Source organism: Glutamicibacter sp. 363 (assembly GCF_052379505.1).
Lineage (GTDB): Bacteria > Actinomycetota > Actinomycetes > Actinomycetales > Micrococcaceae > Glutamicibacter.
On the sequence record NZ_JBQSYR010000012.1, the window covers coordinates 92,788 to 119,080 of the forward strand.

Consider the following 26,293-nt stretch of genomic DNA (forward strand, 5'->3'; position numbering starts at 1 on the left):
TTTCCCTATTCGGGTCGCATCTGGGCTCAGGCCAGTGAGACGAATTGCGCTTTGCCGGAAGAATCAACGGTTACCAGCAGCCCGGACGCTTCAGAATCGATTCGGGTGGAGACTTCAGTGAGCAGCTGGTCCAGGGCGTCCTGCGCAGGAGCAGTGCCTGTGCAGGGCACCCAGTGAAGTTGGATGTGCTTCAGTTGACGCAGTCCTTCGAGCAGGTAATCGGAGCCTTGCGGCGCAACGATCATCAGGCTGCGTGCAATTTCGGCTGCCGGGAGATTCTCCGAGGACACGGAGCTCAGCAGCTGGCGATCCGAACGCCACAAGAAGAAGTGGTACGTGGCAACCAGCGCGGTGGCAACTAGCCAGCCGAAAGGTGCTCGGATCATCTCCAAGAGGCTTCCCGAGCCGGTGCTAACCAGCAGGAATTCGAAGATTCGGTAGCCAACAACAAGCAGCGAAATCAGGGCCACCAGTGCACTGCAACCGAAGAACATCACCAGGTAGACGCGTCGGGAGGCCGGTTTGGCAGGTGCCATGGGGCGGAAGAAAAACACCCAAGCTAGCGCGCCGACAACCAGAAACGCGATTCCGGCGCGGAGCACCAATGCCGAGGTGCCTGTGGAGAACGGAACCGCGAGCGAGGCCAGAAGGGCATTGATGACCATGCCCAAACCGCTGGCGCCGATGGCCAGTGCGGCGCCGCTAACGATCTGCCGGGAAACCTCCGCTGACCACGTGCCACGTGTGTTCAATTTTGCCTGATGATAGATCCACACGATTAAACTGGCCAGCAGCCCGGCGATTAATGGCGGGCCGTCGATGGTGAGGTCCTCGACCCAGGTGTCCGACCCCACGGGTAGCGGGAGCAGTAGGGACAGCAGCCCCGCCGCGCAGAGCAGCGAGAACACCGCGGGCAAAGAAATTCCGATGATGACGTAGCTGAAATCCGTAAAATCATCAACCATGCTGTGCACGCGCTGCACTGTCCAATGCCACCACCATAGGATGAGTGCGCCAAACGTCCAGACTGCAGCCGCCAATAACTGGGGGAGAGCGGTGGGCGCTCCGAGCAGGATTTCCTGCGGTGAAAGGAGCTCGCTGACGGCACGCTGCACCAAGTACGCGGCCGAAATGCCGGCCAGTACCAGGGCGTAGGCAGAACCCAGCGCGGGAGCGAGCGAGGCGAGCTCAGTGGGCGCGTACTTCGGGCTATTGATCAAGCGGTACTGCCACACAAAAACCAGGCCCCAACCCAATCCGGCGCCCAGCAGCGACTGCCAGCCGGTGCCGTTCCTGGGGTCCACCAGCTCGGCGAATAATCGGAGGAACGATATTGAAGACATTGCCAGGGCAAGCACGTACACGGCCGCGGCCTGCAAGGACCAGATAGCGGCGTCAACCGGATTGACCTGTTGGAGGTTTTTTCGGACCGTGCGCCACAGCAGCCAGGTGAGGGGGCCGGCGATCAAGGTGAAAGACAGTCCCACCGCGAGTTCGGTGGACCCGCTGTAGGCCGGAACGAAGCCACGCAAGAGCATTGAGATCAGGGTCGAAAGTCCCGAGCCGAGGACCATGAGCAAAATGAACAACAAGCCGTGCAGAATCAATTGGCGAAGGCTGGTCACCGTTTGCCCGGGCACCGCGTGATTGGGCCGTTGCGAGGTGGGGTTGCTCATGACTAGTACCCCAGCATTTCTTCGTCGGTGCACATGTTGACCTGCCATGGGGCAACCTGGATTTTCCACTCCGAGCCGGCCAGGGCCAGCTGGAAGGAATCCTGGTACGCGTACATGCCGAAGAAGGAATCGTAGACAGCACTGGCATCATCGTTGAAGGTCACGTGGACCTCGGCGCTGTTGCCGGTGATCACGGTTTTTATCAGGCTCACCTCTGGGTCGCGCAGCTCTGCAGACACCGGATCGCAGAGCTGCTTGTCTGCGGCATTCAGAACGAAATTCTTCGCGGTATCCATATCGGCGTCGGCGACCGCCATGACGTAGCGCTGGACGACGCCCTCCGGCGTGTCCTCAGAAAGCAACGGGGCCGCGGGGCGCAGGGCAACGGAGATCAGGGCGGCTATAACCAATGCCACACAGAGCGCACCAAGGGCTATCAATGACAGCCGTACGCGCGAATAATTACTTGTCATCCCATAATTCTGCCTGTTAGATATAAGATAATCAAGCTACGCATGGTTGCGATTTGATATAGATCTCACCCGAGATTTGCTCGGGTTTGAGATAATGGTTGTGTGACGATCCTTTCTGCTACCCAAACCACCGAGTCGACCGACGTTCCGGCCCTTGAGCTGCCCCCGCTACAGCTGGGCAAGCACACCATCGAAACCCCGGTGATCCTGGCCCCCATGGCTGGCATCACCAACCGAGCGTTCCGTCGACTGTGCCGTGAATACGGTGGCGGCGTGTATGTAACCGAAATGGTCACCGCACGCGCCCTGGTGGAGCGAAACGCCGAGTCGATGCGCATCATCTCCCACGACGAGGATGAGGAGCTGCGCTCCATCCAGATTTACGGTGTGGACCCGAATACCGTGCGCGCCGCGGTGCGCATGGTCATCGACGAAGACCGCGCCGACCATATCGACCTGAATTTCGGTTGCCCGGTCCCGAAGGTCACCCGCAAGGGCGGTGGCGCTGCGCTGCCGTGGAAGACGGACCTTTTCACCTCCATTATCGAAGCGGCCACCTCCGAGGCAGCCAAGGGCGAGGTGCCGTTGACCATCAAGATGCGCAAGGGCATCGACGAGGACCACCTGACGTACATCGAGTCGGCCAAAATCGCTCGTGACCACGGCGCCGCCGCAGTCACCCTGCACGGCCGCACCTCCCGCCAGTACTACGCAGGAAAGGCCGACTGGGAAGCCATCGCCACCTTGCGCGAAGCCCTGCCGGATATTCCGGTGCTGGGCAATGGAGACATCTTCAGTGCCGAAGACGCCATCGAGATGGTCGAGCAGACCGGAGTCGACGGCATCGTGGTGGGCCGCGGCTGCCAGGGGCGCCCGTGGCTTTTCGGCGATCTGCAGGCCGCTTTCGAAGGGCGGCCGCAGCGTTTCCGCCCCGGCGTGCGCGAAGTGGCGGACACCGTGTACCGCCACGGAGAGCTGCTGGCCGAGTACTTCGAGGATGAAGGCAAGGGGATGCGCGACATCCGCAAGCATATTGCCTGGTACTTCAAGGGCTATCCGGTGGGCGGCGATATCCGCGCCCAGCTGGCCCAGGTGCCGTCCTTGGAGCGCCTGCGCGAACTGCTGAATGAACTCGATCTGGATTTGGGCTACCCGGGCTCTGCCGCCGAGGGGACCCGTGGACGTGCCGGAACGCCGAAGAAAACCCACCTGCCAGACGGCTGGCTGAGCTCGCGTGAGATGTCCGATGAGCATCGAGTCATGATCAAGGCAGCTGAGTTAGACATCTCCGGTGGATAAGTGAACGAGTGACCCAAAAAGTCACTAGACTCTTCATATGACCGAGATCAACGGATATACCGAAGCTGATCAGGAACGTTGGGTGCCCGAACCGGCTAAGAAGTCGTATCGCACCGCGTTCGCACGTGATCGCGCCCGGGTTTTGCACTCCTCGGCGCTGCGCCGGCTGGGCGCCAAAACCCAGGTGGTCTCACCCACGCTGAACGATTTCGTGCGGACCAGGCTGACCCACTCCCTGGAAGTGGCGCAGGTGGGACGCGAACTCGGGGCCGCCTTGGGCTGCGATCCCGACATCGTAGACACCGCGTGCCTGGCCCACGACCTAGGCCACCCGCCCTTCGGCCACAACGGTGAGAAAGCCTTGAACAAGCTGTCCAAGGACATCGGTGGTTTCGAAGGCAATGCGCAGACCCTGCGCCTGCTCACTCGGCTGGAGACCAAGACCTTCCGTCATAACGGCCATTCGGCCGGGCTGAACCTTTCACGAGCTGCCTTGGACGCCTCGTGCAAGTACCCTTGGCTGCGTGAAGATGCGCCGATGCGAAACGGGAAGAAGACGAAGAAATTCGGCGTCTATACCGATGACCGGCCGGTCTTCGACTGGCTGCGCAGCGGCCCGGATTCGGTGCTCGGCCAGGTGTGCATGGAAGGCCAAGTCATGGATCTGGCCGATGACATCTCCTACTCGGTGCATGACGTGGAAGACGCGATAGTCGGAGGGCGCCTGCAACTGCGCTGGCTGCTCGAATCCGCGCAAAGGGACCGCGCCCTGCAAGTGACCAAGGACTGGTACCTGCCCACCACGAACGAGTCAGATATCGAGGCGGCATTGGCTCGCCTGGAAGCCTCGGCCGAGTGGGTATCGCACGCCGACGGCTCACGCCGGGCACGAGCGGCGCTCAAGGATATGACCAGCCAATTCATCGGACGGTTCTGCCAGGCGGCCATGGACGCCACGCGCAGCGAGTACGGGCAGGGAAGCCTGACCCGGTACAACGCACAGCTGATCGTTCCCGAGGAAACCGAACACGAGATCGCGGTGATGAAGGGGATTGCCGCGAACTTCGTGATGACCAACGAAGAGCGCCAGCCAATCTATGCGCGGCAGCGGGAAATACTCACCGACCTGGTGGAGTTGTTATCCGATAAGGAAGACAAATACCTCGATTCCATCTTCGCCGCCGACTACAAGGACGCGGCGGACTCGCATGAACGTTTGCGGGTGATCATCGATCAGGTCGCCTCGTTGACCGACGCTTCGGCCCTGGAATGGCACACGGCGCTGGTCAAGGGCGAGAGTTTCGAACCGAAGCTTTTCTAGGCTGAGCATCATGCACAGCCCGTGACGCGCGCAGCCTAGGCGGCGCGCAACTTCTTAGAATGGGAAACATGGCAGGGCTGATTAAACGAGAAGACATCGACGAGGTGCGTAACCGCATCGACCTTCGTGAGGTCGTCGAATCCTATGTCACGCTCAAATCCGCGGGCGTGGGCTCCTACAAGGGCCTGTGCCCGTTCCACGATGAACGCAGTCCTTCCTTCCATATCCGCCCTCAGCTGGGAACCTTCCACTGCTTCGGCTGTGGCGAGTCCGGGGACGTGATTGCGTTCATCCAGAAGATGGACCACTCTTCATTCACCGAGACCGTTGAATCCCTGGCGGCTCGCATCAACTACGAGCTGCATTATGAGGATGGCGGAACCGGGCCCCGCCGCGAAGAATACGGTAAGCGCCAGCGACTGGTCGACGCCCATAAGGTGGCCGAGGAATTCTTCCGCACCCAGCTAGCCAGCGACGAGGCGCAAACCGCTCGAGAATTCCTGAACGGGCGCGGCTTCGAGCCTCAGGCGGCAGCCGATTTCTCCGTGGGGTACGCACCCAAGGGGTGGGACGCGCTGCTCAAGCACCTGCGTTCAAAGGGTTTTGCCGACGAGGAACTCAAACTCACCGGCATGTTCTCGGAAGGCAACCGCGGGATCTACGACCGGTTCCGTGGCCGGCTGGTATGGCCCATCCGCGACCTGTCAGGTGCCACGATTGGCTTCGGCGCGCGCAAACTCTACGAGGATGATCAGGGCCCTAAATACCTGAACACCCCCGAGACCCAGCTGTATAAGAAATCGCAGGTGCTCTACGGGCTGGATCTGGCTAAAAAACAGATTTCCAAGACCAGGCAAATCGTCGTTGTCGAAGGCTACACCGACGTGATGGCCTGCCACCTTGCGGGGATCACCACGGCGGTGGCGACCTGTGGCACCGCCTTCGGCACCGACCACATCAAGATCGCCAGGCGGCTTTTGCAGGATGACGGTACCGGTGGCGAAGTGATCTTCACCTTTGACGGCGATGCCGCCGGGCAGAAGGCGGCTTTGCGTGCCTTCGAAGAAGACCAGCGTTTTATCGCGCAAACCTATGTGTGCGTTGAGCCGACCGGTGCGGATCCCTGCGATCTGCGTTTGCATCGCGGGGATGAAGCGGTGCGTGAACTGATCGAGCTCAAGCGCCCGCTCTTCGAGTTCGCGATCCGCGCGGAGCTGAAGAAGTTCAATCTGGACACCGTTGAAGGCCGTGTGCAGGCCCTGCGGCAGACCGCACCGATCCTCGCGCAGATTCGTGACTCGTCGATCCGTCCGGCCTACGCGCGTGAACTGGCCGGCTGGCTGGGCATGAACAATGAAGACGTGAACCGTTCGGTTGCCGCCTCCATCAAACGCGCCCGGCTGCCTAAGAACACCCAGGCGGCCGCCGGTAGCGCCCAGGCTGCGGGGGAGGCGCAAGAGCAGCCCGGCAACGCCTTCGAACGTCCCGACAAGCGTGATCCGGTGATGCGTTTGGAGCGTCAGGCGCTGGAAGTTGTCATTCAGCAACCTCACCGGCTCAGTGAAGAGCAGTGGCAAGCCTTTTACGAGGCCCGCTTCATGGCTCCGGCGCACGCTGCCGTACACGACGGGGTGGTGGCTGCCAGTGCGGTAGGCGCTTCGGCATCGTCGTGGGTCGAGGTGATTCGTGATGAGGTGCCCGAACAGTTGCGTTCTTTCGTCTCCGAGCTTGCGGTGACCAGCATTCCGGCCTCCGATGAGCACAACTTGTCCCGCTATTGTTCAGACATCATCAATGGGCTGATTGAGCTTCAAATCACACATCGCAAAGCCGAGCTCATTGGCCGGTTGCAGCGGGCCGAAATGGAACCCGAAGGGGAGGAATACACCCAGATCAACCGCGAACTTATGGAACTTGAGATGCGTCGCCGAATCCTCCGTGGGACCTGAGCGGCCAGTTTTGGTTTTTGGTTGAGCGTCGGGTAAAGTTATATCTCGTTGCATTCCTCCATAGCTCAATTGGCAGAGCATTCGACTGTTAATCGAAGGGTTACTGGTTCAAGTCCAGTTGGAGGAGCTTTCAAAAGGCCCCGGTTCTCATTGCGAGAATCGGGGCCTTTGCCTTTGAGTATTCCTGCCGGATGTTTGAAGCCTCACGCCCGCCTAGGGCGCTAGAGGGATCCACTGTTGGGGCCTATGCCTGCGCGGGGTGGTTCCACAGTCTTCGAGATTCCAAATACCAGAAATAGGTGAAGAGGCCGATCTCGTACCACTCGATGATAAATAGCGCCTGCGCTACGCCCATGAGGGTAAGCACGAGCCATCCGACGATGCCCAAAGCCATGAGTACCAGCAAGACGGCGTACTGGGTTGAACGCCCACCGCTGGTATCGGTGTCGCAGAGGTCTTCGCGCCCCAGATGGCTGGCGATGGCTACTCCCATGCTGATAATCAATAGAAACGCGGCAGCATAGTGAACACCGGCAAAGTCTGTGCCTTCGATGCTGCGCCACAACAGCAAGCCGATAAACGCGATCAGCAGCACGGTACTGACGAGGGTCAAAGTTTTACTGAGCGTGCTGAAGTGCAACGAGCGCGGCGACCACTTGCTAGTTTTCCATTCAAGCCAGACAAATACCGCGGAAACCACGAGGACGGCAAACACCGATATTTGCACGGAGCGGATCAGCTGTAGTTGACCGTGCGGGGTCAGCGTGGAGAGCGTCTCGCCCAGCCGGGTTGGAACCAAGGCTACAAATATCGCGTAGAAACCGGCAAGGTTCAGGGCATAGTCCTCCAGGGGCGCGCCTTTGTAAACTACGAGCATTACTCCGGTGGCGACAAGCATTGCGACGAATAGGTCCCGGCTAGGTCCCAAGTAGTAGGAACTGATCGAGTCTTCAACTTTTCCGTTTAAAAGCCCATAAATCACGATGGCAACAACCAGTAAAAGCGGTAGGACCAGCAGAGCTAGCCTGACGTAGCGTAGCGTGTCGCGGCCATGATCGATTTCGTCGTTGGTGCCCATACTTGAATTCTGCAACAGCAACTACGTGCTGGCTAGGAATTGTTTTCATCTCAGCGTGTCGCTGGGTTAAGCGTTTGTGCACCGTGAATCCCCGCATCGCTTAGCCGTGTGGCAGCCGGGATAGCGAATCCAGAACTTCCTGGATCTCTGGATCCTTCGAGGAGAATGTACGTATGCGCATCGAATTGTTGGTTATCGAGAATTGCCCCAACTCCGCCCTTGCGGCCGAGCGACTGGGCGCTGCCCTAGAAGCACTCGGGGTCAGGAACACGACGATACTGCAACACGTTTTGAAAACGAGCGCCGAGACGCGTGGCACTGGTTTTGCCGGTTCCCCAACGATCATTGCAGGAGGCATTGATCTTTTTCCGGCGGCGACTACGCGCGAACTCGCTTGCCGCATCTATCCGACGCCGGATGGGCTGCAAGGTGCGCCAACTGTTGACCAGCTGACCGCGGCATTGTCGGCCCGAGGCTACGGGCAGCGGCAGGCAAACCGCTAGGGCGTCTGGTCCGCGGCCCTGTACCCGGCTGGGTCCGAAAGCAACCGGGCGAATGCCAATTCGGCGGCGCCAATGAGCAATAGATCCGAACCCAGCACAGCCTTTCTGATTCTGACCTCGCGGCCTAGCCCTGCAATGGGGCCGCTGGAGACCGCATCGGTCAACCGTTCGGCGCGCATTGCGTAGATGGTTCCCAAGAAACCGCCAAGGACGATCATTTCTGGGTTGAATATATTAACGAAATTGGTAAGCGCCACGGACAGCAGATCAATCTGCCGGTCGATTTCTTGGTGAAGCTGCGCGGACTCATTGCCGGCAATTGCCTGCTCAAGAGAGTCTAGGTCGGCGCTGTCGAACTGGAGGATATCCAAGAGACTTTCAACCCGCACCTCGGCATCGAGGCAACCTCGGCGCCCGCAATGGCAGAGGACCCCGCCGGTTCTGACCAAGGTATGCCCCAGTTCTCCGGCAAAGCCCGAGGCTCCACGAAGCGGGGCACCGCCGGTGAGGATGCCGCCGCCAATGCCACTGGCGCTTCCATTGAGATAGAGCACATTGGCGTAACCTTGCGCGGCACCGTGAATGCTTTCGGCAACGGAGCCTAGGGTTGCGTCGTTTCCTACGAGTAGCGGAAGTCCGAGCGCGGGTTCCAGCAATGACGACAAGGATTCATTCGCCCATTGCAGGTGCGGTGCGAGGAGGATCTTTCCGTCGCTGTCTTGCACCAGAGCGGGCACCGCTACGCCCACGGCGACGATGCGATCCAGCACATCGATATCCGCGCGCATGCCGTCAAGAATTGCCTTGCTGATGTTGGCGGTTTCAACAGGAGTCGGTTTCGCGGCGGCTTCATAGCGAATTCTGCGATGGACCTTGCCGCCGAGCCCGACAAGCCCAACATGCACGGCATCGATGTCCGGGTTGATGGCGACCGCGACGACTTTGTCGTTGGGATGAACGAGCGGGCTGGGCCGGCCAGCCCTGCCAGCTGCTTGTGGCTCGCTTTCGAAGACCAGCCCCAGCTCGCAAAGTTCGGCGACTAGTGCGCCGACCGTGGAACGGTTAAAACCGGTGCGCTCGGTAAGTTGGGCACGCGATAGCCTGCCTTCGCGGTGCAACAAAGTGAGAATGACAGACAGATTATTGCGCCGCATGGTTTCAGGGCTCTGCACCGCCTTGGACGCACGGGGTGAGGCCGTCATCTAGTGTCCTTCAATTCTTCATTCTTAGGCTGAGCTGGCTAGCTGATGGATGAGCAACGGCGGCCAGCGACCGAGTGCCATAAATTCAATCGGCTGGGCAGGGGCAACGAGCCACGAGCACCAGTGGCGTCCGTCTTGTCAGTCGTTGGAACATCTTCAAACTTTCGCCATTTTATCAACTACGTTGCCGCTCCCAATGACCGTTCTTGCGCTTGCAAGCCACGCGACGTGACGACGGGATGCCATGCGGCACGGGCCCGGCAGAAGATTGCCGCGTTTCAAGGAAATGGACAATCAAAATTCCCATAAGTTGTAAACGTAAACTTATAGGAGTTAGGGCGCTACATCAAGTCTATACCCCTTGTTTTACTTGGTGGAGAAACGCTGCCAATTTCGTTTATTCGCGAATGAGGGGGAAGTTTTCCTTGACTCTGAGGATCGTTCTGCAATAAGTTGTTGCTAGCTACAAATCATTTAGGAGTACGCATGACTTTGCAACCAACGCCAGCAGACCGTTTCACCTTTGGCCTATGGACGGTGGGATGGACCGGGAACGATCCGTTCGGCACGCCAACCCGCCAGGCACTCAACCCGGTCGAAGCGGTCAATCGGCTCAGCGAGCTGGGTGCTTACGGTATTACCTTCCACGACAACGACCTGATCCCGTTTGATGCAACGGCAGCAGAACGCGAGAGCATCCTCAAGGATTTCCGTGGCGCCTTGGAAACGACCGGTTTGAAGGTCCCAATGGTTACCACCAACCTGTTCAGCCATCCGGTCTTCAAGGACGGCGGCTTCACTTCCAACGATCGCTCCATTCGCCGCTATGCCTTGCGCAAGGTGTTGGAAAACATTGACCTCGCTGCCGAGGTGGGTGCCGAAACCTTTGTCATGTGGGGTGGCCGCGAAGGCAGCGAATACGACGGATCCAAGGATCTGGCATCTTCGCTCGATCGCATGAAGGAAGGCGTTGATACCGTCGCCGCCTATATCAAGGAAAAGAACTACGGGCTGCGCCTTGCGCTGGAACCTAAGCCAAACGAGCCACGCGGTGACATCTTCCTGCCCACGGTAGGCCACGCGCTGGCTTTCATTGCCGAGCTTGAGCACGGCGATATCGTAGGCGTTAACCCGGAAACCGGCCATGAACAGATGGCAGGATTGAACTTCACGCACGGCATCGCGCAGGCGCTTTGGGCAGAAAAGCTGTTCCACATCGACCTCAACGGACAGCGCGGAATCAAGTACGACCAGGACCTCGTCTTCGGCCACGGCGATCTCACCAGCGCCTTCTTCACTGTCGACCTGCTTGAAAATGGATTCCCGAACGGCGGGCCAACCTACAACGGTCCACGCCACTTCGACTACAAGCCATCGCGAACCGACGGCTATGACGGTGTATGGGACTCTGCCAAGGCAAATATGTCCATGTACTTGTTGCTCAAGGAACGCGCCACCGCATTCCGCGCCAACCCAGAGGTGCAGGAAGCGCTGAAGACCGCAGGCGTCTTCGAGCTGGGCGAAAGCACTCTGGCCGCCGGCGAAACCACCGCGGATCTGCTCGCGGATACGTCGGCATTCGAAGGCTTTGATGCAGACGCTGCCGCCGAGCGTTCCTTCGGGTTCATCCGCTTGAACCAGCTGGCCTTGGAACACCTGATGGGCGCACGCCAAGCCTGAGGTTTTTACAAGAAAAGTTTGACCGCGTCCCCGGTTCTGTTGCCAGATCCGGGGACGCGGCGCTGTTATTCATCCCAAGCCCGAAAGTTATCTAAATGCAGCTGGTTGCCGGAGTGGATAGCTCCACCCAATCTTGTAAGGTCGTCATTCGTGACGCCGGTTCCGGAGCCCTTATCCGACAGGGCTCCGCGCGCCATCCATCGGGCACCGAGATCGACCCAGAGCACTGGTGGACGGCACTGCAGCAAGCCATCGAAGAGGCCGGCGGTTTGGAGGATGTCTCGGCTATTTCGGTGGCAGGCCAGCAACATGGCATGGTTTGCCTCGACGCCGACGGCGCGGTAGTTCGTCCGGCCTTGCTGTGGAATGACACTCGCTCCGCGGGCGCAGCTCGGCAGCTCGTCGAAGAATTCGGCGCCGAGTATTGGGCGCGAAGCATTGGAACCATCCCGGTGGCCTCACTCACCGCGACCAAGCTGTTGTGGCTGGCTACCGCGGAACCAGAGAACGCCGCGCGCACTGCCGCGGTATGCCTACCTCACGATTGGCTCAGCTGGCGCCTGGCAGGATTTGGCCCAGGCAGCGGTGCCGAAGGCCTAGCCGCGTTGCGCACCGACCGTTCGGATGCCTCGGGAACCGGGTACTGGTCACCGAGCACCGGCGAGTATCTTCCAGAGGTGCTCGAACGCACCCTAGGGCATGTGCCGGTCCTGCCAAAGGTCCTGGCGCCATTGGAAGTCGGACAGTTGACCTCATCTGGAATGCTGATCGGCCCCGGCTGCGGCGATAACGCCGGAGCGGGATTAGGCGTGAACGCCACGCTGGGCACCGTGGTGATCTCGGTTGGCACCTCCGGGACGGTATTCACCGTGTCCGACCAGCCTACCGGGGATCGTTCGGGGCTGGTGGCCGGATTCGCCGATGCCACCGGCAGCTACCTGCCACTGGCTTGCACCTTGAATGCCTCCCGCGTGCTGGATGCGACGGCGGCGCTGCTGAAAGTCGATCTTCCGCAACTGTCCCAGCTGGCATTGACCGCGCCTGCCGGTGCCGAGGGTTTGAGCCTGATCCCTTACTTTGAGGGGGAACGAACCCCTAATCTGCCCGACGCTACAGGCTCGCTGCACGGGCTGACCTTGGAGAACTTCACCGCCCAGAATCTGGCTCGAGCCGCCTTCGAGGGGATTATCTGTTCGCTGGCGGACGGGCTGAAGGCACTGACGGACTTGGGGGTGCTGGCCGAGCGTATTGTGCTGGTCGGTGGGGCGGTGCGTTCGGTTGCACTGCAGGAAATTTCGGCCAGTGTGCTGGGCCTGCCGGTAAGCGTTCCGGAACCCGGGGAGTACGTTGCCGATGGGGCAGCGCGCCAGGCGGCGGGAGTGTTAAGCGGAGTATTGCCGCTCTGGCCAACCAATGAGGCCCTGCTGGCGACAAGCGAACCGGACAGCCGGGTCCTCCGCCAGTACCGGCAGGCTGCTTCCGGTTACTGAGAGCCCAGAGGACTGCCCTTCGGCTACATGGTCAACATGAAGTCGAGGGGCAGTCCTTTGCCGGAAGCGCGAGCTAAGCCGAGGCAGGGGCGGAACTTCTCGGGAGCTGAAAATTTACTGTGAGGCTAAAGTGTCGGAGCGTCCTCGTAGTGTCGTTGATGGATCAAGCAAGATTCAATCCGGATCACGACCATGGGGTATGAGCCGGTTTCACTTAGGCGCTGGCTAAGCGCCGTCATCACTTGAGGAAATATTCATGTCTGCTGGAACTCCACTGGAGCCTGCACCGCACTCGCAGCTCCCACCCGCAAAGTCCACTGCCGGCAAGGGGCTGGGAATTGCCGCACTGGTCATTGCCATCGTTGCCCTGACCCTGTGCTGGGTCCCGATCGTGAACAACTTCGCCGCGGTTCTGGGTTTTGTCGCCCTGATCCTCGGCATCATCTCGCTCGCCATCGCCGCGAAGCGGCGCGGCAGCAAGGGGCTGGGGATCGCCTCTAGCGTGATCGCCATCGTTGCCATCGTGCTGGTCTTCGTCACCCAGTCCGCCTACGTCAAGGCCTTGGACGGTGTCTCGGCTGCCATCGATGACGCCGCGGACGGAGAGGTCGCGGCTCCGGAGAAGGTCATCGAGCAGGCGGCAGATGAGTCTCAGGTGCTCAAGCTGGGTGAGGCGGCCACTATCGGTGAATATTCGGTCAACGTCAGTTCCGTGAACCTCGAAGCCGACGAGGCCATGGCCAAGGCCAACTCATTCAATGAAAAGGCCGAGGGGCAATATGTCCTCGTAGATCTTTCCGTGGTGTACAACGGCGAGGAAGAAGGCGACGCCTGGCTCGACCTGTCTCCGGAGCTGGTTGGTTCCGATTCACGCATCTACAGCACTTCCAGCTCCATGGCCATGGCTCCGAAACCAGCCATGGATGTGCCTACGCTGACCAAGGGCGGCAAGGGAACCTACCAGGTCGTCTTCGATGTACCGGCCGAAGCGCTCGATGACGCGAAGATCCGCGTCACCGAAGCCCTTTCCTTCGACGACGAAGCCGGACTCTGGGCGGCTAAGTAGTCTTGCCCGGTTAGGCACACGCCCGGGTCAGAGCAAGGCCGCGCCGCACAGTGACTTACTGTGCGGCGCGGCCTTGCGGCATTATTGCGCGGCGCCGGCCCGGTCGATGTGCAGTTGGACCGCCGCCGCATACTGCTCCACGACCTCGTCGGAATCGAAATCCTCGGACGCGAAATAGCCCAAGACCCGAATGCCCTCGGCCAGGCCCAGCAGCTGGCAGGCCACGGCCGAGGCGTGGCGGCGGTCGGCGGTGGTATCTCCGATGGTCCTCGCCACCCCGGCCAGATAGGTCTCGCGCAGCTCGCGCTGGGTTACCTCCGGAGTGGGCGATTGCCTGATCCGCGGGACCAGGGTCTCCCAGGGATCAACCACCGCGGCATCACGCCGGTTGAGGATCTGCTGCACCAGCGCCCGGCCCAGGCGTTCGCGGGGCAGGTCCAGGTCTGCCAGCGGAACGGTGATGGTGCTGGCCACGGTGTACAGCTCGGCCTTGGAACCGAAGAGCTTGATCACCAAGGCGGGGGAGACCTGGGCGGCCTCGGCGATCTCGCGCACGGTAACATCATGAAATCCGCGCTCGCCGAACAAGGCCGATGCCGCTTGGCGGATGCGTCCCCGGCCATCGATGGCGCTCATGCTGGCAACTCGATATCCACACGCTCGGTCCGCGCCCGCAGAATGAGCTTGACCGAAGTGGCGGTGTCACTGTGCGGTGACGCGGCGGTTAAAACGTAGGTTCCCACCGGAGGCAGATCCAAGGTGTAACTCCCGCGCCCGTCGGTGTGGGTCGCGGCGATGAAGTCGCCGGCTCCGGCACTCAGGCTGACCAGGGCCCCGGTCACGGCCATATTGCCGGTAGCCACCACGCCACTGAGCGAAAGCGTATCGTGCAGTTCCACATTGTGCTCCGTGGTTCCGCCGGAGAAAGTCACCAGCTGGGAATTCGGTACCCAGCCCGCGGCGTTGGCGACCACCAGATAGCGGCCTGGTCCGGGCAGCGCCGCGGTGAAAAGCCCCTCGTGGTCGGTGCGCGCCCAATCGCCGGGGACGCCGTCCTGGCGCACAAAGGTCACAATGGCCGGGCGCTGGGTACCGCCGGCAGCGGACATGCTGACGCGGCCATGCACCATGGTCTCTGCGACGTTGTTCTCTGCCTTCGGCGTGCGCCCGCCGCTGGGGATGAACAAGGCAATGGAGATGCCGATGGCCGCTGCCAGCGCCGCGAGCCAGAACGCCAAATGCAGCGCGTCGATCGTGGGCAGCACGGTGCCGTTGTGCTCGACGACTAGCGTGGCGAGGATCAGGCCGGTCAGCGCGCTGGCCACGCTGGTGCCCAGCGAACGGATCAGCGCATTGACCCCGTTGGCCGAGGCGGTTTCGGTAATCGGCACCGCGCTCATGATCAGCGTCGGCATCGCGGCGTAGGAGAAGGCGACCCCGACGTTGACCAAGGTCGCCCCCGCGATCACCTGCCACACCGCATCATCCAGGAAGACCCGGCCCACGTAGGTGAGGGCCATAATCGCCGCGCCGAAGATCATCGTCGGTTTGCCTCCCCAGCGATTGAGCATCGCGCCGGCAACCGGGGACAAGAAGACCATGGCCAGCCCCGAAGGCACCATGGCGAGCCCGGCGACCAGCACCGACAAGCCAAAACCATAGCCGGTCTGCGTGGGGATCTGCAGCTGTTGGGTGGTGATGAGCATGTTGACGAACATCGCCACGCAGAGGAAGAACGAGGCGACGTTGGTCAGAAGCACCGGCCGCTTCACCGCGGTGCGCAGGTCCACCATCGGCTGGTTGACGCGCAGCTGCAGCGGGATCCAACCGGCAAGCAGCGCGAGTGCCAGAGCAAATAGGCCGAGTGTGAGCGGACTGTTCCAGCCCCAACTGGCACCCTTGGTGACGGCCAATAGGGCGGCGGTGAGTATTACGGAGAGGACCAGCGCCCCGGAGATGTCGAAGCGGCCGGGGGTGGTGATCGTCGATTCCTTGACCAGCAGCAGCACGCCTACGAGGAATACCAGGCCCAGGCCTGCGGAAACCCAGAACAGCGATTCCCAGCCATAGGCGTTGTAGAGCAGTCCGGACATCGGCATGCCCAGCGCCGAGCCGATGCCCAAGGTTGCGCTCATCAGCGCGACGGCCGAGGCCACCTTTTCCTTGGGCAATTCGTCGCGAAGCACCGAGATTCCCACCGGGATCAGCGAGGAGGCGAAGCCCTGCATGGCCCGCCCGGCGATCAGTGCGCCAAAGGATCCGCCGAGGGCGGCAACAAGCGAGCCGAGGGTCATCACGGCCAAAGCGAGCAGCAGCATTTTGCGCTTGCCGTACATGTCGGCCATGCGGGAAATGACCGGGGTGAAAATCGCCGCGCTGAGCAGCGTGGCGGTGACCAGCCAGGAGGAATCTTCGGCCGAGACGTCGAGGATCACCGGAAAATCAGGCAATAGTGGGACAACGAGGGTCTGCTGGAGCGCTACCACCATCCCGCACAAGGCGAGGATGGCGGTGGTCGCCCACGCGGGAACGGAACGTATCGGCACGACGGTGGCCTTCGGATAATAGATGGCGCAAATGGGGTGAACGGCTGTTTACCCTCTCTAAGAACACACGGACATTCGGTGTACTGTCAGGTAGGTTCCGGTGCCGGAGGGGGCGATGAGACCGTCGGAACCGGACTATCGGATCCTCAGCGTGCACGGCAGCAGGGCGTTCAGTGCCCTTTCGGTTGCATGGATTCCAGCTAGCAATTGTTGATCCGGAAAAGTTCATCCCGGACGATTTTTCAAAAGCGCCAGCGTACTTCTACAGAACGTAGCCGGCGATCACTTGGGAGAGGGCGCGAATATCGACTTTGCCCTTGAAATCCAGGCTCACCTTGCCCAGACCGCTAAACCACAGTTCCAATTCCGCGTCGAGATCAAAGGTTCCGGCCGTTTCGACGGAGAAGGCCTGGATGCGGGAGTAGGGCAGCGAGGTGTAGTCGCGTTTCTTGCCGGTCAGGCCTTGGACATTGACCGCAACGAGCCGCTTATTGGTGAAGACTACATAGTCGCGTGCACCCTTGAACGCGGCGAGCAGTTCTTCCCCGGAGACGAGCATGGGAGTTATTTCCGGGGCTACCTCGGCCAGATTCCATGGGCCGAGCTTGAACACCGAGGAGTTATTAAAATCGATCATGCCTCGATCCTAGGCATGACTTGGGACAATTTGGAGCGCATTCGTCGGTGGGCGTGCCTATGTGATGTTGGCAAGGAATGAAGCGCTCCGGGCGCATCTGTCGGAAGCTGGTGATACGTTGAGCCCATCGGGCCTTCGGGCGCATTACAGGGGGAACACGTGCCACTTTTCGCAATGAACTCGATCGAGCATGACGACGCAGTCGCCGATCTCAAGAAGTACTTTGAAATCCGAGAGAACGGTCGACCTCGATATTCAGGTTCGCAGTTCGAATCCTTCGCAGGTGGAGGTGACCTTCGCGAACCCAACAAGATCACTGCCGAGGATTTGATAGCGGTTTCGATGCTCTCGGTTCACGTTCCAGGACAGGCCGCATTGGGGATTTTGGGAACCTATGCGGAACAGCTCGGCGAACAACTTGCTCAGATTCCAGTGGGCCTTCGATTCGAGGAGCTGACCGAAGGAGAATTCCAGAAATTTCTGGCCGACGGATCTCCCGCAGACAAGTTGTGGGAGATCCTTCGTCAACCAGGGAACAGGTGGGGGATTGGGCAGACTACCGCGAGCAAGATCCTGGCCCGCAAGCGTCCGCATCTGATTCCTATATTCGATTCCGTGATCGCCAAGCGGGTAAAAATACCTGGCTCCGGTACTCAATGGGCTCGTTGGTGGGACGCGTTCCATCAGGATCCAGCTGAGGATGTAAAACTCGTTGAGAAGCTGAAGAGCATTCGCGAGGACGCGGGGCAAACGCACCTCTCGCTCTTGCGAGTGCTGGATATTGTGCTGTGGACAAGCGGCGGAAGGCAAGGCATCGTTCCCGATGCAACACTCGACGAGGCGTAACGAGCTGAACGACGAGCATCCCGCTTAGCTCCGCAAATTCCCGCCAACGGGTCAAGAATTTCATACGAAAAAATGCGTGATGGTCGCTCCGGATAGTTCTCGAAGCGACCATCACGCATTGCGTATTAGAAGCGAACGCTACTCGCCGAGCGCCGCGATTGCACGCACCGCGCGCGCGGCTTCGGCGCCCTTCGTGACGAAGTGCTCGAAGTAGAACTTTTCGTGCTCTTCGCTGGAGTGGAAGTGGTGCGGGGTCAGGCTCACCGAGAAGGTCGGCACATTCGTGTCCAGCTGCACGCGCATCAACCCATCGACAACCGCCTGAGCGACAAAATCGTGGCGGTAGATCCCGCCGTCGACTACTAGCGCGGCGGCCACCACGGCATCATACTTTTCCGACTGCGCTAGCCGCTTGGCCTGCAGCGGCATCTCGTAGGCACCAGGCACGGTGACCACATCGATGCCGTATTCAACACCGGAAGCATCCATATCTGCTTTGAACCCTGCCAGCGACTGGTCCACGATATCTGCATGCCAGCTGGCCTTGATGAATGCGATATTTAGTGGCTTGCTCATGTAATTCTCCTGTGTCAGTTTTTCTTGTATTAGGCAAAATCTCATCGGAGCCATTCGAACTGCTCAACGGCTCGGGCAGTCTGAAAACCAAGCTCTCCCTATCCAGCCTAGTGTCCTGCGTCTCATTCGCTTCAATGGCGGCGAGAATTGTTGTAACGATTGCTCTCCGCCGAGTGCCTACCCCGTAGCAGCGCCAGCGGCACCGATCTGGAATCGATGGCTGGCCCGTTGTACTTGATGCCCGGCTAGTTCGGGGCAACCGGACTATTTTCCTGCGGCGTGCTGCACTAGGCTTAAATCGCCTCGGAATCGCGTCTGATCTCGACATCTTGTTCATCGCGACGCGCTGTGGAGTGCCATCCGGCGGAACCTGCCCCGACAAGATCAAACCGAACGGAAACTTGATGCACGAGTATGATTTCTGGAATGCAATCCACGCTGAACGGCACAGGCTCCTGGAAATATTGTCGCGACTGGATCATGAGGCTTGGCAATCTCCCACGCTGTGCAGCAATTGGTCGGTCTCCCAGGTTGTCGCGCATCTGAGCGCCGCCGCAAACACCGGCACGATGTCTTGGCTGCGCAGCATCGTGTTGGCAGGTTTCAACTCCGCTGTGCATAACGAGCGTAGGCTGCGCAGATATTTGGGCGACACTCCTGCCCAGACGCTCGCGAACCTGCGTGCATCCGCCGAGAACACAGTCGCCCCGACCAAGGATTACGCGGCGATGCTCGGGGAAGTGATCGTCCACGGTCAGGACATCGCCCGGCCGCTTGCCCTCGAGCTGATCCCTGATCCGGATGCGGTGCACGAGGTTGCCAAATTCTTCTCCGAGCGGGATTTCGCGGTGAACAGCAAACGCCTCGTCACTGGTCTGGCCCTGAAAGCCGAAGATTCTTCCTTCTCGGCGGGAGACGGGCCGCTGGTCAAAGGCAAGCAACTCGATCTTGTCATGATCATGGCGGGACGGCCTGACTACCTGTCTTCCCTTCGCGGCGACGGGGTAGCGGTGCTCGCACAGCGGCTAGCCTAGGGAATCCCGTGAAGTAGCCAGGCCGGTAAAGATCAGCTCGGCGTTCTCCCTAGCGCCAGCCCAGCAGCGGAGCGACATGTTTGAGCACCGATTCGATAACGTGTGCGTTGTACTCGACTCCTAGCTGATTGGGCACGGTCAGCAGCAAGGTATCCGCCGCGGCAATGGCCTCATCCTCGGCCAGCGTCTTGGCCAGTTCATCGGGTTCTCCGGCATAGGACTTGCCGAAAATTGCGCGGGTTTTGGCGTCGATGTTGCCGATCTGGTCGGAGCTGTAGCGGTCGCGTCCGAAGTACTGCCAGTCCCGCTCATCGGTCAGGGCAAAGATGCTGCGGCTCACCGAGACCCGCGGTTCGCGTGCATGGCCAGCGTCTTTCCATGCCTGTCGGTAGAGCTCGATTTGCTCGGCCTGCTGCACATGGAACGGTTTGCCGGATTCGTCGTCTTTCAGCGTGGAGCTTTGCAGGTTCATTCCAAGTTTCGCCGCCCACACGGCGGTGGCGTTCGAGCCCGAGCCCCACCAGATGCGCTCGCGCAAACCCTCGGAGTGAGGTTCTATGCGCAAGAGCCCCGGGGGATTGGGGAACATCGGCTTGGGGCTGGGCTGGGCGAATCCTTCTCCGGAGAGCACTTGGAGCAGACGCTCGGTATGCCGGCGTCCCATCTCGGCGTCGCTCTCGCCCTCATGCGGTTCGAAACCAAAATGGCGCCACCCGTCGATGACCTGTTCCGGTGAACCGCGGCTGATGCCCAACTGCAGGCGGCGGTTGGAGATGAGGTCGGCGGATCCGGCGTCCTCGGCCATGTACAACGGGTTTTCGTAGCGCATGTCGATGACGCCGGTGCCGATTTCGATGCGGCTGGTGCGCGCTCCGATGGCGGCGAGCAGCGGGAAGGGGGATGCGTATTGCTGGGCGAAGTGGTGCACGCGGAAGTATGCGCCGTCCGCGCCGAGTTCCTCGGCCGCAACCGCTAGATCGATTGCTTGCAGCAGCGCATCCGAGGCACTGCGGGTTCCTGACTGTGGGTGATCAGTCCAATGCCCAAAGGACAAAAATCCGATGTTCTTCATACTTGTGCCCAACGCATATTGCCCGGCCGGTATTCCGCAAGGTCGCCGCGCCCGGGGGCTAGGCGGGAATCGGAGCCAGCGCACGGGCCGCTGCGGCCAGCGCCTCCGGGCGGCGTGCCGGATCGCGGACCAGATTTGCGGGCAGTCTCCCGGCGAAGCTCCACCCGAAACGGGTGGCTAAGGCCCGCAGACCCGCCAGATTGCATTCGGCAAGCTGCGTGGGGCGGTCCGGGTAGCTGCCCAGCACCAGCGTGCCGCGGGAGAAGCCGCGGGCCGCACAGGCCTCCAAGGTCAGCGCGGTGTGGTTCAGGGTTCCCAGGTCCGGGCGGGTGACGACCACCAGCTCCGCCGAGACGGCCGCGGCCAGATCAGCGATGGTTTCGCCCGCGGACGTCAGCTCGACCAAGAGCCCTCCGGCGCCCTCGACAAGCACCTCGTCATAGGCAGCTGCCAGCTCGCGGATCCGCCGCACGTGCTCGGCCAGGGGCGGCAGGACCTCGGCGGGGTCGGCGAATCCCGCGCACCGGGCCGCATCCAGCGGTGCCATCGGCGCACACAGCCGCACCCCCTCGGCGGTGCCCAGCCGCTCCGGGTGGCCAAGCCAGCCGGCCGCGTCTTGCACGTCTCCGGGCTGTCCGGGAAGCACACCGGTCTGCGCCGGCTTGTAGATCGCCGCCCGGGCACCGCGGGCCAGCGCCCGGGCGGCGAGCACGGCGGTGGCCACCGTCTTGCCCACCTCGGTGTCGGTTCCGGTGATGGCGTGGATCATCGGTGGGTCCTTTCGAAGGGGAATCCAGTCGGCACCGCGACCGGCGCCTGGAAGGAGAGCAGGTGGGCGAAGCGTGGGGCCGCGCCGGCGGCTTCGAGGTCCGGAAGGCAACGGGCCGTTTCGGCGAGCACCAGTTCGGCCTCCATCCGGGCCAGGCCCGCCCCCAAGCAGCGGTGGACGCCATGGCCGAAGGCCAGCGAATCGTCGCCGCCGGTGCCGAGGATTCCGCCGGACAGGCGCAGCACCAGCTCCTCGCCGACGGCGAATTCGTGATCGCCGACGCGGGCGTCCACCGCGGCGATGCGCCGCCAGGTTGGCACCGAGGAGGCGACGGCCAGCACCTCGCGCACCACGGCTTGGGCCGCGGCTGGTCCGGTGTCCGGGTCGGCGCAGGCGGCCCAGTGGCCCTCGCGCAGCGCCGCGTGCAGAGTGCTCTGGATGAGCATCGCGGTGGTCTCCTGTCCGGCGATCCCCAGGAAGTAGGCCAGCGAGCGGATTTGGCGTTCGGGAACTCCCGAGCGATGCAGCACGGCATAGAGGTTCGGCTCCTGGCTCCTGACCGCCTCGTGAACCGTCTGATCCAGCCAGGCATAGAATTCGGCGGCGCTGGCGGCGAGCACCAGCTGTCGTTCCTCCTCGGGCCACCCCCAGAACAATTCCAGCGAATCCTGGCTCCAGCGTTTGAGTTTTTCGGCCGGCGGCACGCGCACCCCGGTCAGCACCGCCATGATTTCGACGGGGATCACCGCGGCCAGCTCTACGGCCAGATCCAGGGATTCCCCGTTGCGGTAGCGCGGTTCGAGCCGGGCGCAGATTTCCCGCACTCGTTCGGTGACCGGCTGGCGCTGCGACTGGACCTTGGCGGGGCTGAAGAATCCGGCGACGAGCCGGCGCACGGAGAGGTGTTCGCTGCCCGAGGCGCTGGCGAGCACCGGTGGCAGCGCGAATTTCACCGCGGCCAGGATCCGCAACGCGGCCGGGGTGAGGTTGATGGCGGTGCTCAGCGCGTTGGCCGTGGTGAATTCCCCGGGGCGGCGCAAGATGCCGCGCACCGTGTCCGGGTCCTCGACGCTGCGGTAGCGCCGGTTGATGGCTTCGGGAAAGGCCGCGGGCAGCGGGCCGGCCAGCGGGGCGTCGGCCAAGCTGCCGGCGGTGGGGGCGTAGGGGCAATTCATGATTCCTCCTCGATGGCCGCCCGGGCTACCTTCCCGATGGCCGTGGACAGTTCGGCCGGTTGCTGGTGGGCGTGGGCGGTCAGCCGGATACGGGAGATTCCGTCGGGGACGCTGGGCGGGCGGAAGCAGGATACCGCGATGCCCTGCGCGGCCAGGGTGGCGGCGGCCCGCACGGCGGCCGCGGCGCTGGGCATCTTCACCGAGTGGATCGGTCCGGCCCCGGATTCCACCCGCCCGGCCAGTTCCGGGTACTCCGCCAACAGACCGCGGATCAACCGCTGGTTCCGGGCCAGCGCGGCAAGCCGGGCCCGGTCCGCCAAGCGCAGGGCGGCCAAGGCACCGCCGGCGGCGGCGGGGGCCAGCGCGGTGTCGAAGATGAAGGTGCGGGCGGTATTGAGCAGATGTTCGCGCAGCGCTGCGGCAGCCGGGCCGCCGAAAAGCACCGCTCCGCCTTGGGCGCCCAGCGACTTGGACAGGGTTGCGGTGGTGATTACCTGGCCGCGAGCTTCGAGGCCGGCGGCGCGCAGCGCCGACCCGGATTCGCTGGCGGCCAGCGAGTGGGCCTCATCCACCAGCAGCAGCGCGCCGAACTCCCGGCACGATGCTGCCAGCTCGGTTAGCGGCGCAGCGTCGCCGAAAACCGAGTAAACCGATTCGACGGCCAGCAGCACCCGAGGCTTGGGGTGCGCGCTGCTGTGGTTGGCTTGGAGCAGCCGCCGGAAGCTGGCCAGGTCGTTGTGCCCGGCGGTGGCCACAGCCGCGCCGGAGAGCCTGGCCCCGTCGACCAGGCTGGCATGGGCATGCTCGTCCAGGATGAACAGGCTGCCCGGACCGCCCAGGGAGCCGAGCACCCCGAGGTTGGCGGTATACCCGCTGGAGAAGACCAAGGCGGCATCCCGGTGCGTATACCGGCACAGCGCGGCCTCCAGCTCCCGGTGCACTGCTAGAGTTCCGCTGGCCATTCGGCTTGCACCGGCCCCGGTGCCGTAGCTTTCCAGGGTTTCGGCGGCGGCCCGGAGCACCTCGGGATGATTCGAGAGACCCAGATAGTCGTTGGAGGCCAAATCAATGGATCCGGCCCGCAGCGCATCGCTGCGGCGCAGGCCGCGGCGCTCGCGCACGGTGGCTCGGGCGGACAGCCAGCGCTCCCAGCCGGAGGTATTCTCAGCCATGGACCTGCTCCACCGCGGCCAGCAGTCCGCGGCCGAGCGCGGCGAGCTCTTCGGGGGTGCTGATATAGGGAGGCATGACGTAGACCAGATCGCGGAACGGGCGCACCCAGACCCCCTGCGCTACCGCCGCTCGAGTCACTTCGGGTACGTCAACCGGGGCGTGAAGTTGGATGACTCCAACCCCGCCGAGCACCCGCACGTCCTTGACTGATGCCAGTCCGGCCGCCGGGGCGAGCCCGGTGCGCAGCCCGGATTCCAGCGCGGTAACCTGGGCCTGCCAGGGTGCCGCCGGTGGGCTGCCGGCCGGTGCACCGACGAGCAGGTCAAGCGAGGCGCAGGCCACCGCGCAGGCCAGCGGGTTGCCCATGAAGGTCGGCCCATGCAGCAGCGCGGACCCGGCGGACCGAGTGCCGCTGGCAAGCGCGGAGGCGATTTTGCTGGTGCAAAGCATCGCGGCCAGGGTGAGATACCCTCCGGTCAGCGCCTTGCCCACGCACATGATGTCCGGGACGATGCCTGCATGCGCCACGGCGAACAGCTCGCCGGTGCGTCCGAATCCGGTGGCGATTTCATCGGCAATCAGCGGCAGGTCGTGCTCGTCGGCGAGTTCGCGCAGGATGCCGAGCGCCGCCGGCGGGTAGATGTGCATGCCTCCGGCGCCCTGGAGCACCGGTTCGCACACGATCCCGGCCAGCTGTGCGGAGTTTTCGGAGATCAATGCGCGCACCGTGCATTCCCAGTCGGCCAGCTCGGAGACGAGGTATTCCCAGTGCCCCTGTGCGCTGCGGCGTGCGCTCGGGGGCTTGGGCAGGAACAGCTCGGCGGAGGAGCGCGGCGCGAAAGCCGCGTGCATTCCGTCCTGCGGGTCGCAGATGCCCATGGTGGCGAAGGTGTCCCCGTGGTAGCCGCCGCGCAGGGCCGCGAACCGGTGGCGCGTGGTGCGGCCCTTTGCCTCCTGGTATTGGAGGGCGAGCTTCAGGGCCACCTCGACGCTGATTGACCCGGAATCGGCCAGAAACACGTGGCGCAGCTCGCCCGGGGCCAGGTCCACCAGCCGCTCGGCCAATTCGATGGCCGGGGCGTGGGTCAGCCCGCCGAACATCACATGGCTGAACTTCTCCAGTTGTCCGCGCGCCGCGGCATCCAGCGCCGGGTTGCGGTAGCCGTGCACCGACGACCACCACGAGGACATCCCGTCGATCACCTCGCGGCGGATGCCGGTCTCGTCTTCGAGGACCAGCCGGGCGCCGCGTGCCTCGGTGACCGCGTAGCCTGCCCCGGCATCAAGTGCGGCATAGGGGTGCCAGAGCAATCCTGCGTCGCGGGAGAGCAGGCTGGCATCGGTGGGCATCACGCGTTGGGGTTCTCTGCGGTCCCGGCGCCGCGGCGGCGCAGCACCGGTTCGGTCTCGCCGGCGCCGCCACCTGAGGCCGCTTTGCCGCAGGCCGCCGAGGCCGCGGAGGAGCAGCAGGATCCGGCGCACCCGGCCGCGGCGGCATTGTCTGCGTCCGCTGGTTGGCGGGCGGCGTGGGCGGCGGCTTCGTGCAGGGTCTGGGCGATCTGCGCGGTGTTTTTGCCTTCCTGGCCCAGCACCACGAATCCGGCGTCGGCGATCATCGCCAGGTCGGCGCGTGCATCCTGGCCTTCGCTGGTCAGGTAGTCGCCCAGAAAGAGCGAATTAGCCACTTCCAGCGCGGCGGACTGCAGGGAGCGCAGGTGCATTTCCCGGCCGGCGGCGATACGCAGTTCCTTGTCCGGGCAGGCCAAACGAACCAGTGCGAGGATGCGCAGGCAAGCCAGCGGGGTGAGGTTCCAGGTGCCTTCCAGGGGAGTGCCGTCAAAGGGCATCAGGAAATTGACCGGAATTGAGTCGGTATCCAACGCACGCAGCGCGAAGACCGCTTCGATGAGCTGGTCGGTGCTTTCGCCCATGCCGACAATGAGTCCAGAGCAGGGGGAGAGGCCTGCCCCCTTGGCCTGTTCGACGGTGGCTACGCGCTCCTGGTAACTGTGTGTGCTGCAGATTTCCGGGTAGAGGGATTCTGCGGTGTTGAGATTGTGGTTATAGGCGTCGGCGCCGGCCGTCTTGAGCTGTTCGGCTTGTCCTCCTTTGAGAATGCCCAGGCAAGCGCAGACCTCTACCTGCGGATGTTCTTCTTTGAGCTGGTCAATCATGGTGCTCACGCGATTGACGTCCCGGTCGGTGGGCCCTTTGCCCGAGGCCACCAAGCAGACCCGCGAGGCTCCGGCGGCAATGCCCAGTCCGGCCTGGCGGACCGCTTCATCTGGTTTGAGCCAGGTGTATTTCAGGATTTCTGCCTTGGAGCCCAGGCGTTGCGAGCAGTAGGTGCAGTCTTCCGGGCACAATCCAGATTTGAGGTTCACCAAATAGTTCACCTTCACGGTGTTGGAGAAGTGCTTCCTGCGCAGCCGGCCGGCTGCCGTAACGAGCGTTAGTGTCTGCTCATCAGATGTGGCCAGGATAGCGCGGGCCTCGGCCACGGTCAGGCGATGCCCTTCGCTGATCCGTGCGGCGAGGGCAAAGGGGTCAAGCGCGATGCGCTTCGGGCCGGTTAGTGTTGTCATCAAAAATCTCCTGTTGAACAGTGTTCAATATTGTTTGAATTCACTGTACAGCGGATTTCCGAATCATTGAACACTGTTCAGGTTTTTGGCTCGAAGATTAAATGAAGCAGCTCGCGTCGTTCGATGCCAACCAAACGACGCGA

At 62.3% G+C, this 26,293-nt stretch carries 23 protein-coding genes and 1 tRNA gene; 10 read left to right on the forward strand and 14 right to left on the reverse strand.

What is annotated here, in order from left to right:
- Positions 1–26: 26 nt before the first annotated feature.
- Both ACT3UA_RS09105 and ACT3UA_RS09110 read right to left on the reverse strand, forming a co-directional pair.
- Entirely contained in the window at positions 27–1,676 is a 1,650-nt protein-coding gene (locus ACT3UA_RS09105) for a DUF5671 domain-containing protein (protein WP_096287459.1), read from the reverse strand.
- 2 nt (positions 1,677–1,678) lie between these two features.
- On the reverse strand, positions 1,679–2,092 hold the full coding sequence (locus ACT3UA_RS09110) for a hypothetical protein (protein ID WP_096287457.1): 414 nt from the start codon (positions 2,090–2,092) through the stop codon (positions 1,679–1,681).
- A gap of 159 nt (positions 2,093–2,251) precedes the next feature.
- Between ACT3UA_RS09110 and dusB the strand changes: the two genes are divergently transcribed.
- The 4 genes from dusB (at position 2,252) to ACT3UA_RS09130 (ending at position 6,845) form a co-directional block, all read left to right on the forward strand.
- Complete coding sequence (gene dusB / locus ACT3UA_RS09115) at positions 2,252–3,448, forward strand: tRNA dihydrouridine synthase DusB (protein ID WP_176484221.1); 1,197 nt, start codon at positions 2,252–2,254, stop codon at positions 3,446–3,448.
- 37 nt (positions 3,449–3,485) lie between these two features.
- Positions 3,486–4,769 (forward strand): deoxyguanosinetriphosphate triphosphohydrolase, encoded by a 1,284-nt coding sequence (locus ACT3UA_RS09120; RefSeq protein WP_096287455.1) that lies wholly within the window; start codon positions 3,486–3,488, stop codon positions 4,767–4,769.
- 68 nt (positions 4,770–4,837) lie between these two features.
- Complete coding sequence (dnaG, locus tag ACT3UA_RS09125; RefSeq protein WP_096287453.1) at positions 4,838–6,718, forward strand: DNA primase; 1,881 nt, start codon at positions 4,838–4,840, stop codon at positions 6,716–6,718.
- Positions 6,719–6,772: 54 nt separating this feature from the next.
- Positions 6,773–6,845 (forward strand) — tRNA-Asn (locus ACT3UA_RS09130).
- 117 nt (positions 6,846–6,962) lie between these two features.
- Here the strand turns inward: ACT3UA_RS09130 and ACT3UA_RS09135 are convergent.
- Positions 6,963–7,796 (reverse strand): hypothetical protein, encoded by an 834-nt coding sequence (locus tag ACT3UA_RS09135; RefSeq protein ID WP_096287451.1) that lies wholly within the window; start codon positions 7,794–7,796, stop codon positions 6,963–6,965.
- 173 nt (positions 7,797–7,969) lie between these two features.
- Here ACT3UA_RS09135 and ACT3UA_RS09140 point away from each other — a divergent pair, with 173 nt between their 5' ends.
- The gene (locus ACT3UA_RS09140) at positions 7,970–8,299 is read left to right on the forward strand and encodes a thioredoxin family protein (RefSeq protein WP_096287449.1); all 330 of its coding nucleotides are present in this window, start codon (positions 7,970–7,972) and stop codon (positions 8,297–8,299) included.
- Here the strand turns inward: ACT3UA_RS09140 and ACT3UA_RS09145 are convergent.
- Entirely contained in the window at positions 8,296–9,501 is a 1,206-nt protein-coding gene (locus ACT3UA_RS09145; protein WP_096287447.1) for an ROK family transcriptional regulator, read from the reverse strand. The genes ACT3UA_RS09140 and ACT3UA_RS09145 overlap by 4 nt on opposite strands.
- A gap of 486 nt (positions 9,502–9,987) precedes the next feature.
- Between ACT3UA_RS09145 and xylA the strand changes: the two genes are divergently transcribed.
- The 3 genes from xylA to ACT3UA_RS09160 all read left to right on the forward strand — a co-directional run bounded on the left by xylA (position 9,988) and on the right by ACT3UA_RS09160 (position 13,737).
- Positions 9,988–11,181 (forward strand): xylose isomerase, encoded by a 1,194-nt coding sequence (xylA, locus tag ACT3UA_RS09150; RefSeq protein ID WP_444616050.1) that lies wholly within the window; start codon positions 9,988–9,990, stop codon positions 11,179–11,181.
- A 95-nt stretch (positions 11,182–11,276) separates the two neighbouring features.
- Positions 11,277–12,671 (forward strand): xylulokinase, encoded by a 1,395-nt coding sequence (locus tag ACT3UA_RS09155; RefSeq protein ID WP_444616052.1) that lies wholly within the window; start codon positions 11,277–11,279, stop codon positions 12,669–12,671.
- 256 nt (positions 12,672–12,927) lie between these two features.
- A complete protein-coding gene (locus tag ACT3UA_RS09160; RefSeq protein WP_444616054.1) occupies positions 12,928–13,737 on the forward strand; it encodes a DUF4190 domain-containing protein in 810 nt (269 codons plus the stop codon).
- A gap of 81 nt (positions 13,738–13,818) precedes the next feature.
- On the opposite strand, the gene ACT3UA_RS09165 is transcribed toward ACT3UA_RS09160, so the two are convergent.
- The 3 genes from ACT3UA_RS09165 to ACT3UA_RS09175 form a co-directional block, all read right to left on the reverse strand.
- Positions 13,819–14,373, reverse strand: coding sequence for a TetR/AcrR family transcriptional regulator (locus ACT3UA_RS09165; protein WP_444616056.1), 555 nt, complete (start codon positions 14,371–14,373; stop codon positions 13,819–13,821).
- A complete protein-coding gene (locus ACT3UA_RS09170; protein ID WP_444616058.1) occupies positions 14,370–16,283 on the reverse strand; it encodes an MFS transporter in 1,914 nt (637 codons plus the stop codon). Before ACT3UA_RS09170 ends, ACT3UA_RS09165 begins: the two co-directional genes overlap by 4 nt.
- A gap of 262 nt (positions 16,284–16,545) precedes the next feature.
- On the reverse strand, positions 16,546–16,920 hold the full coding sequence (locus ACT3UA_RS09175) for a PH domain-containing protein (protein WP_105553743.1): 375 nt from the start codon (positions 16,918–16,920) through the stop codon (positions 16,546–16,548).
- Positions 16,921–17,079: 159 nt separating this feature from the next.
- Between ACT3UA_RS09175 and ACT3UA_RS09180 the strand changes: the two genes are divergently transcribed.
- Positions 17,080–17,766 (forward strand): DUF6308 family protein, encoded by a 687-nt coding sequence (locus tag ACT3UA_RS09180; RefSeq protein ID WP_444616061.1) that lies wholly within the window; start codon positions 17,080–17,082, stop codon positions 17,764–17,766.
- A gap of 138 nt (positions 17,767–17,904) precedes the next feature.
- On the opposite strand, the gene ACT3UA_RS09185 is transcribed toward ACT3UA_RS09180, so the two are convergent.
- Positions 17,905–18,396 (reverse strand): 6,7-dimethyl-8-ribityllumazine synthase, encoded by a 492-nt coding sequence (locus ACT3UA_RS09185; protein ID WP_308727262.1) that lies wholly within the window; start codon positions 18,394–18,396, stop codon positions 17,905–17,907.
- A gap of 350 nt (positions 18,397–18,746) precedes the next feature.
- Between ACT3UA_RS09185 and ACT3UA_RS09190 the strand changes: the two genes are divergently transcribed.
- The gene (locus tag ACT3UA_RS09190; protein ID WP_105553740.1) at positions 18,747–19,376 is read left to right on the forward strand and encodes a maleylpyruvate isomerase family mycothiol-dependent enzyme; all 630 of its coding nucleotides are present in this window, start codon (positions 18,747–18,749) and stop codon (positions 19,374–19,376) included.
- Between the two features lie 49 nt (positions 19,377–19,425).
- Here the strand turns inward: ACT3UA_RS09190 and ACT3UA_RS09195 are convergent, their stop codons facing one another.
- Genes ACT3UA_RS09195 through bioB form a run of 6 tightly spaced genes read right to left on the reverse strand, consistent with a single transcriptional unit; the run spans position 19,426 to position 26,150 of the window.
- The gene (locus ACT3UA_RS09195; RefSeq protein WP_105553739.1) at positions 19,426–20,448 is read right to left on the reverse strand and encodes an LLM class flavin-dependent oxidoreductase; all 1,023 of its coding nucleotides are present in this window, start codon (positions 20,446–20,448) and stop codon (positions 19,426–19,428) included.
- A gap of 58 nt (positions 20,449–20,506) precedes the next feature.
- A complete protein-coding gene (gene bioD, locus ACT3UA_RS09200) occupies positions 20,507–21,217 on the reverse strand; it encodes a dethiobiotin synthase (RefSeq protein ID WP_105553738.1) in 711 nt (236 codons plus the stop codon).
- Entirely contained in the window at positions 21,214–22,392 is a 1,179-nt protein-coding gene (locus ACT3UA_RS09205) for a cytochrome P450 (protein ID WP_105553737.1), read from the reverse strand. Before ACT3UA_RS09205 ends, bioD begins: the two co-directional genes overlap by 4 nt.
- Positions 22,389–23,564, reverse strand: coding sequence for an aminotransferase class I/II-fold pyridoxal phosphate-dependent enzyme (locus tag ACT3UA_RS09210; protein WP_105553736.1), 1,176 nt, complete (start codon positions 23,562–23,564; stop codon positions 22,389–22,391). Before ACT3UA_RS09210 ends, ACT3UA_RS09205 begins: the two co-directional genes overlap by 4 nt.
- Positions 23,557–24,915, reverse strand: coding sequence for an adenosylmethionine--8-amino-7-oxononanoate transaminase (gene bioA / locus ACT3UA_RS09215; RefSeq protein WP_444616077.1), 1,359 nt, complete (start codon positions 24,913–24,915; stop codon positions 23,557–23,559). Before bioA ends, ACT3UA_RS09210 begins: the two co-directional genes overlap by 8 nt.
- Complete coding sequence (gene bioB / locus ACT3UA_RS09220) at positions 24,915–26,150, reverse strand: biotin synthase BioB (protein WP_444616065.1); 1,236 nt, start codon at positions 26,148–26,150, stop codon at positions 24,915–24,917. The genes bioA and bioB overlap by 1 nt, the downstream gene beginning before the upstream one ends.
- Between the last annotated feature and the right edge of the window lie 143 nt (positions 26,151–26,293).